Source organism: Romboutsia sp. (assembly GCF_051659545.1).
Taxonomy (GTDB): domain Bacteria; phylum Bacillota; class Clostridia; order Peptostreptococcales; family Peptostreptococcaceae; genus JBOFOR01.
Genome location: NZ_JBOFOR010000317.1, coordinates 1 through 7,707, shown reverse-complemented (window position 1 = coordinate 7,707; position 7,707 = coordinate 1). Strand labels below are relative to the sequence as shown.

The 7,707-nt window shown below is 23.8% G+C and carries 8 protein-coding genes; 7 read left to right on the top strand and 1 reads right to left on the bottom strand.

Annotated features, from left to right (window positions below; translation table 11 throughout):
• Window positions 1-83: 83 nt before the first annotated feature.
• Entirely contained in the window at window positions 84-440 is a 357-nt protein-coding gene (locus ACRC03_RS19075; protein ID WP_438654196.1) for a hypothetical protein, read from the bottom strand.
• 343 nt (window positions 441-783) lie between these two features.
• On the opposite strand from ACRC03_RS19075, the gene ACRC03_RS19070 reads away from it, so the two are divergent.
• The 7 genes from ACRC03_RS19070 to ACRC03_RS19040 all read left to right on the top strand — a co-directional run.
• Window positions 784-1,029, top strand: a complete 246-nt coding sequence (locus ACRC03_RS19070) for a helix-turn-helix domain-containing protein (RefSeq protein ID WP_438654195.1) — start codon at window positions 784-786, stop codon at window positions 1,027-1,029.
• Window positions 1,030-1,505: 476 nt separating this feature from the next.
• Window positions 1,506-2,177, top strand: a complete 672-nt coding sequence (locus ACRC03_RS19065) for a response regulator transcription factor (protein WP_438654194.1) — start codon at window positions 1,506-1,508, stop codon at window positions 2,175-2,177.
• Window positions 2,174-3,172 (top strand): ATP-binding protein, encoded by a 999-nt coding sequence (locus ACRC03_RS19060; protein WP_438654193.1) that lies wholly within the window; start codon window positions 2,174-2,176, stop codon window positions 3,170-3,172. The genes ACRC03_RS19065 and ACRC03_RS19060 overlap by 4 nt, the downstream gene beginning before the upstream one ends.
• Before the next feature lie 197 nt (window positions 3,173-3,369).
• On the top strand, window positions 3,370-4,701 hold the full coding sequence (locus ACRC03_RS19055; RefSeq protein ID WP_438654192.1) for an FAD-dependent oxidoreductase: 1,332 nt from the start codon (window positions 3,370-3,372) through the stop codon (window positions 4,699-4,701).
• Window positions 4,702-4,878: 177 nt separating this feature from the next.
• Window positions 4,879-5,697, top strand: coding sequence for an alpha/beta hydrolase (locus ACRC03_RS19050; protein ID WP_438654191.1), 819 nt, complete (start codon window positions 4,879-4,881; stop codon window positions 5,695-5,697).
• Window positions 5,698-5,870: 173 nt separating this feature from the next.
• Entirely contained in the window at window positions 5,871-6,707 is an 837-nt protein-coding gene (locus ACRC03_RS19045) for an alpha/beta hydrolase (RefSeq protein ID WP_438654190.1), read from the top strand.
• Between the two features lie 29 nt (window positions 6,708-6,736).
• Window positions 6,737-7,707: acyltransferase family protein (locus ACRC03_RS19040; protein WP_438654189.1), on the top strand; the 971-nt coding region annotated here is incomplete at its 3' end.

The following is a 7,707-nucleotide window of genomic DNA, read 5'->3' as shown; positions in this document are numbered from 1 at the left end:
ATACAGTCAAAATATTTTTCACATTTAAATATAAAATTGTAGCCAATAGCAGTAGAAATCATATTTCTAAACTATTGGCTTTATTATACCAATTTTAAATTATATATGTTAGGCGTCAATTTTTTTACGCTTACAAGAGATGTAATACTTGTAAAAGCAAATAAACCTGTTACTAAAGCTAAATAAAATAATGTAGCTAATATAATATTTAATGGATTTCCGCTTCTAAATCCAGGTAGTATTATTTGGGGGCTATTTTCTGTAACTATAGCTTTAATAGCTTTTGTATTATTTAAAGATTCAAGATCAAGCTTAAGTTTATTAACATTATCATATCTATCATCAGGCGATATTCTAGTACATTTTTTTATAATATTCCTTAATTTTGTATCATTTAATTTTTCTTTGAAATGTTTACCAGTAGTAAGAACATTCATCATAACACCTATGGCATAAAGAAATCATATATTTCAGGAATATTTTTAATATCAAGGGATTTTAATTTCTTCGTATAATGATAATTCAAATTAGATATCTAAATTCAAATTCAACCTCCTTTGATATATAAAGTGTAATTAGAAAATTATAGCATATTATAAACTATTGGTGAATATTTAAGTGAATTATATTTAGTAAGATTGTGCTATAATAAATATAGCAATTTTTCAAGGAGTGAATTTAATGAGTGATGAAACTATAAAACTTATGAATATTTAAAAAAATATAGATGAAGAGTATTCCTTAGAGGAATATTTAGAAGATATAGGAGATAAATATAAAAACTTGGATATTATAATTTTTTTTAAAAATATACTAAAAGATAAAAAAATTAGTAAAAGTAATATAATTAAAAATGCACATATAGATAGAACATATGGATACCAACTTTTAAATGGCACTAAAAAACCAAGTGGAGATAAAATACTTAAGCTTTGCATTGGTGGTGGATTTACCATAGATGAAACTAATAAGGCATTGAAACTAGGTAACTGTGGAGAACTTTACTCCAAATGCTGTAATTATATTTAGTCTAAACAAAAAACTAGATTTAATAAAATCAAATGAACTGTTATATAATAGAGAATTAGAATGTATAGGATAAGCCAACAATCATTGTTGGCTTTTAATTTAAAAATATATTATATAGTTATTTTTATTAATATATATATTCTAAGAATAATTCTACATCATTATATCCTATTACTATTGAAAATAATATTCAATTAATAAGATTAACTTAGTTTAAATAATGTAACATTTTAGTTAGAAGATATATATAATAATTTTCAATACTAATATCATAAAATATTAATAATATTAGTTATACTATAAGAAGACAAAATGATAAGTAACATATAAAGGTAAAATAGCCTTAATAGATTAATATAAAATTTTTATTGCGATAGTTGTATCCTAAAAGCAAAAAATATAGCTGTAAGGACCCAAAGATATAAAATATTGCAATATGATATAATAGGTATATTAAAAATAAAAGGAGCAAAATTATGAATAAGATACTTATAATAGAAGACTCAATAGTAATAAGAGAAGAACTAACCTTATTATTATCTAAATATGGTTACGATGTAATAGCACCAGAATCTTTTGAAAACATCATAGAGTATATACAAGCGTTAAGCCCTCACTTAATATTATTAGATATAAATTTACCGATATTTGATGGTTTATATATATGTAGAGAAATAAGAAAAATATCAAATATACCAATAATAATAGTAACTAGCAGAGATAGTGAAATGGATGAACTTATGAGTATGAATTTAGGTGCTGACGATTTTATAACAAAACCGTATAATACGCAAATACTACTGGCTCGAATAAGCTCTGTTCTAAAAAGAAGCTATACTAACATAGAAAGTGTAGATTCAGTAATTTATAAAAATTTAGCACTTAATTTATCTAAAGGTATTGTGGCATCAAATGGTAATAGTATAGAGCTTAGTAAAAATGAATTTAAAATATTATCATATCTTATAAAAAATAAAGGTAGTATAATATCACGAGAAAAGTTAATGACTTATATGTGGAATTCAGATGTTTTTGTTGATGATAACACTTTATCTGTAAATGTTAATAGATTAAGAAAAAAATTAGAAGAATTAGGTCTAAATGATTACATTGAAACTAGAAGAGGATTGGGGTATATAATGGAATGAAGCTTATAGAATATCTAAAAGATAGAATGTTATTTTTAGTATTAAATGTAATTTTATTTTTTATAGTAGCTATATTAATGAGGCTACTAAATATAAGCTTTAATATTATAATTATAATTTTTATAATATGGTTTTTTCCCTTTATATCTTATATATTAGTAGAGTTTATAAAAATTAATAATTATTATAATGAATTGGTAAATATAAGTGAAAAACTAGATAAAAAATATTTAATATCAGAAGTAATAAAAGAACCAGAATTTATCGAAGGCAAAATAGTTCATAAGATACTAATAGATAGTAATCGTAATATGCATGAACATATAAAATACTACAAAAATATACAACTAGAGTATAGAGAATATATAGAAACTTGGGTTCATGAAATAAAAACTCCAATTGCATCAGCAATGCTAATAATAGATAATAATGAGGATATTATTCCTATTAACATGAAAAATGAAATAAAAAAAATAGAAGATTATATAGATCAAACATTATATTATTCAAGAAGTAATGATGTTAGCAATGATTACATAGTAAAAAAATTCACTCTAGAAAAAATAGTAAAAAATGTTATAAAGAAAAATGCAAATGATTTTATTTATAAAAAAATTGCTATAGAAATAGAAGATATAAATGAAGAAGTTTACAGTGACCCTAAGTGGGTTGAATTTATAATAAACCAGGTCGTAGTAAACGCTATTAAATATTCATGCTGCAAAAACCCTAAAGTAACTATATTTTCAAAAAAGAATAAAAATAACTTAGTACTTAGTATAAAAGATAATGGAGTTGGAATTAATGAAAAAGATATAGGTCGAGTTTTTGAAAAAGGATTTACAGGAGAAAATGGAAGGATATTTGGTAAATCTACAGGTATGGGCTTATATCTATGCAAGAAGCTTTGTGATAAATTAAGTTTAAATTTAACCTTATATTCAAAATCAAATGAAGGTACTACAGTTAATCTTCTTTTCCCGATAGGAAAATAAAATAGCGCTAAAAATGGTGGATTCTATAGAATTTACCATTTTTTTTTAATATCAGTATAATCTACATTAAACTTTATGTATTGCAAATTTATATTCAATCTAATACTATTTTAATATAAATGTTTTAATATTTTAATCAAGGGTATAAAATAAATAGTTAAATATTTAATTATCAAACTTTTATCGGAGGAATAAATATGAAAATTGTAGTTGTAGGATGTACTCATGCAGGAACTGCTGCTGTTGTTAATATGAAAGAACTTTATCCAGAAAGTGAAATAAGTATATATGAAAAAAATGATAATATCTCATTTTTATCATGTGGTATTGCATTAAGTGTATCAAGTGTAGTTGATGATCCAAATAAATTATTTTATAACTCACCTGAGAATTTAAATACTTTAGGAATTAAAACAAATATGAAACATGAAGTTTTAGATATAGATTTTGATGATAAAAAACTAGCAGTTAAAAATCTATTAAGTGGTGAAATATTTGAAGATACTTATGATAAATTAGTAATCACTTTAGGTTCGTGGCCAATAGTACCTAAGTTTGAAGGTGGACAACTTGAAAATATAGTTCTATGCAAAAACTATGACCATGCTAAATCAATAATTGAAAAATCAGAAGATGCTAAAAATGTAGTTGTAATAGGTGGAGGTTATATTGGTGTAGAGCTTGTAGAAGCTTTTGAAATGAAAGGTAAAAATGTTACATTAATAGATGCTGAAGATAGAATAATGGCAAAATACCTTGATAAGCAATTTACGGATATAGCAGAAGAAGCCTTTAAAAACAAAGGAGTAAACGTAGTCCTTGGAGAAAAGGTTCAAAAGTTTGAAGGAGAAAATAATAAAGTATCTAAAGTAATTACTGATAAAGGTACATATCAAGGTGACTTAGTAGTTTTATGTATAGGATTTGCACCTAATACTAATTTAGTTAAAGGAAAAATAGATACTTTACCAAATGGTGCTATAATAATTGATGAGTATATGAGAACTAGTAAAGAAGATGTATTTGCAGCAGGGGATTGTTGTGTTGTAAGATTTAATCCAGCTAATGAAAATAGATATATACCTCTTGCTACAAATGCAGTTAGAATGGGCACATTAGTAGCTAAAAATCTTGTTAATCCTACACTTAAATATATGGGGACACAAGGTACATCAGGAATCAAGATATATGAATATAACATAGCTTCCACAGGTCTTACTGAAGATGTTGCTAAAAATACTACATCTTATAATGTAGATTCCGTAATCGTAACTGATAACTATAGACCTGAATTTATGCCTAGTTTTGAAGAAGCAACTTTAAAATTAGTATTTGATAAAGATAGTAGAAAAATACTAGGTGGACAAATTATTTCAAAAATTGATTTAACTCAATTTATGAATACATTATCAGTCGTTATTCAAAATGAAATGACTATAGAAGCATTAGCAATGACTGACTTTTTCTTCCAACCTCACTTTAATAAACCTTGGAGTATATTAAATATAGCGGCATTAAAAGCTCTATAATTAATATGATATTACAATAATAAGGTTGAATTGATAAAATATTAAATAATTAGGAATATTTTATCTAGATAAAAAAACAATAAAATCAAACAATAATATATAAGAAAAGTAAAAAGGCGTGAGTTTTTCAGATTCAGGTCTTTTTATTTATAAAATCTTCAAAGGAAGGTAATCTTCATGAAATCATTTAATAGACTAAAGAGAAAATCAATTAATGTTTTTAAAATGATAAAATATGCTTATATAGATGATTTTAAGCTTAAAGGAACTAATATAAAATATGGAGATTATAAAAAACAATGTTATAAGGTATACCAATCAAAATATGAAAATAAACCTACGATATTTTTTGTTCACGGAGGAGGATGGTGGCAAGGTAGCCCTTCATTATATAGTGGTGTAGGAAAGTTTTTCTTAAAAAATGGATATACAACATCATTAGTAGGTTATAGGTTAGTACCTACATTTACTTATCCAGAGCAAATAGAAGATGCTTTCTTAGCTTTAAAACATTATATTGATAATAATCCAAATGATAAAAGGATAATATTATCAGGATACTCTGCAGGAGGAGAAATAGCTTCTCGTTTAGCTTTTGATACATTGAGACATAATAAATATAATATAGATCTATATATTATAAAAGGTTTTATATCTATATCAGGAGTATTAGATTTTAAAAAATGTAATTCTAAATATTCAAAAAAATTATTGAAAAATTATTTAGGAAATAAAAAAATAGCAGATACTAATCCGATAAATTTATTAAATAAAGAAAGTAATGTACCTACTCTATGCATACATGGAGAGGAGGATACTTTAATTAGTGTAGATAATTCCATTTCATTTATAACAAAGCTAAAGTCTTTAAATAAAATTGCTAGCCTAATACTTATAAAAGATGGTGAACATGAACACACTATAGATATAGTGAGAGGAAAAGGTAATAAATATTCAAATTATATATTTAGATTTATTGAGGAAAATAGCAATTAAGCAAAATAAATAATCTATTTATATATATATATAAAGTTAATTTTATTATTACAATAATAAAATTAAACTGTTAAAATTGATAATAATTAGGAATTTATACAAAGATAAAAGGCATGAATTTAAATGATTCATGTCTATTAATTTTTATGGGATATTATAGAAAGGTATTTTAAATGGAATTATTTAAGTGGCTAAAGAGAATAATAACTAATATTTATAAAATGATAAAGTATGCATATATAAAAGATTACAAAATAAAAGGTCAAAAAATCAAATACGGAAAAAATAAAAGACAATATTATAAGGTATATAATTCTAACTATTTAAATAAAGTTACTATTTTTTTTATTCATGGAGGAGGATGGTGGCATGGTAGTCCATCTATATATAGTGGAATAGGAAAATACTTTTATAAAAAAGGTTATACAACGGTTTTAGTTGGATATAGATTAGTTCCTAAATATAAATATCCACATCAAATTGAAGATGGATTTAGAGCGCTACAACACTATATAAAAAACAACAATAGTTATAATAAAATAGTTATATGTGGATATTCTGCAGGAGGAGAAATAGCTTCTCATTTAGTTTATGATAAAGATAGAAATAAAAAATATAGTATAAATAAAGACTTATTAAAAGGATTTATTTCTATATCAGGAGTTTTAAATTTTGAGGAATGTGACTCTAGTTATTCTAAAAAACTAATTAAAAACTATATTGGAAATGAAGACATAAATAATATAAATCCTGTAAACCTACTAAAGGAAAAATATAATATTCCTACTTTGTGTGTCCATGGAGATAGCGATAGTATTATTAATGTTAAAAACTCTATTTCATTTATTGATGTGTTAAAAAACTTCAATGAAAACACTAATTTAAAAATAATACAAGATGCAGAACATGAATATACAATTGATATGATTAGAGGACTTGGAAATAATAATTCGAAGTATATACATGAATTTATTGAAGAAATAGAAAATGAAGCTAAAATAACAGGATAAAAAATATACTTTAATAAGGAGGTGGATAAATGGTAGAAGAAAATAAAAATAATCTTTATTTTGTAGATAATTTGAAAGTTATCCTTATATTTTTAGTGGTTTTTGGACATTTAATAGAAAGATATATCGAAACAAATAGTACTCTAATGGGAATTTATATGTTTATATATTCATTTCATATGCCTTTATTTGTATTTATATCAGGTTTTCTTTCAAAAAATATAAATAAAAGCAGAAAAATCTTTTTTAAAAGTTTACTAGTACCATATGTGATTTTTAATATAATATGGTATTCATTAGCTTATTTATATACAGGAAAAACTAATATTCCTATTTTATATCCTGGTTGGACTTTATGGTTTTTACTTAGTTTATTTTTTTGGAGAATGTCACTTAGATATTTAGTTAAAATAAAATACATATTACCAATAAGCTTTTTACTAGGTCTATTAGTAGGATTTATCTCTAATGGTAGTATATTATCTTTTTCTAGAACTATAGTATTTTTACCTTTCTTTTTATTAGGGTACTATGCAGATATGAAGAAGTTAAATGAAGTATCCTCTAATATTAATTTTAATGAGAAATTAGCTACTTTAGGGGTTATAGCATTTTTTATATTAGCGTTGTTTATATCTGAAAATAATATTTTAGACTATCGTTTTTTGTATGGTTCTTATTCTTACTCGGAGCTAAGTATAAATCTTTATCAAGGACTTACATATAGATTAATATTGTATGTAGTAAGCATACTATTGAGTCTATTTATTTGTAAGATAATACCAAATAAAAAAACTTTTTATACTGGAATGGGAAAATCTACTATGTATATTTATAGCTTCCATATTTATGTAGTACTTATTATATTTTACTTAATACCTACCTGGAATAATAATATAGTAACCAATTGGATAATATTAACAAGTCCATTATTCATAACATATATACTATCTAGAAAGATATTTGAAACAGTTTATAATTTAATGTTTAGTCCTATTTT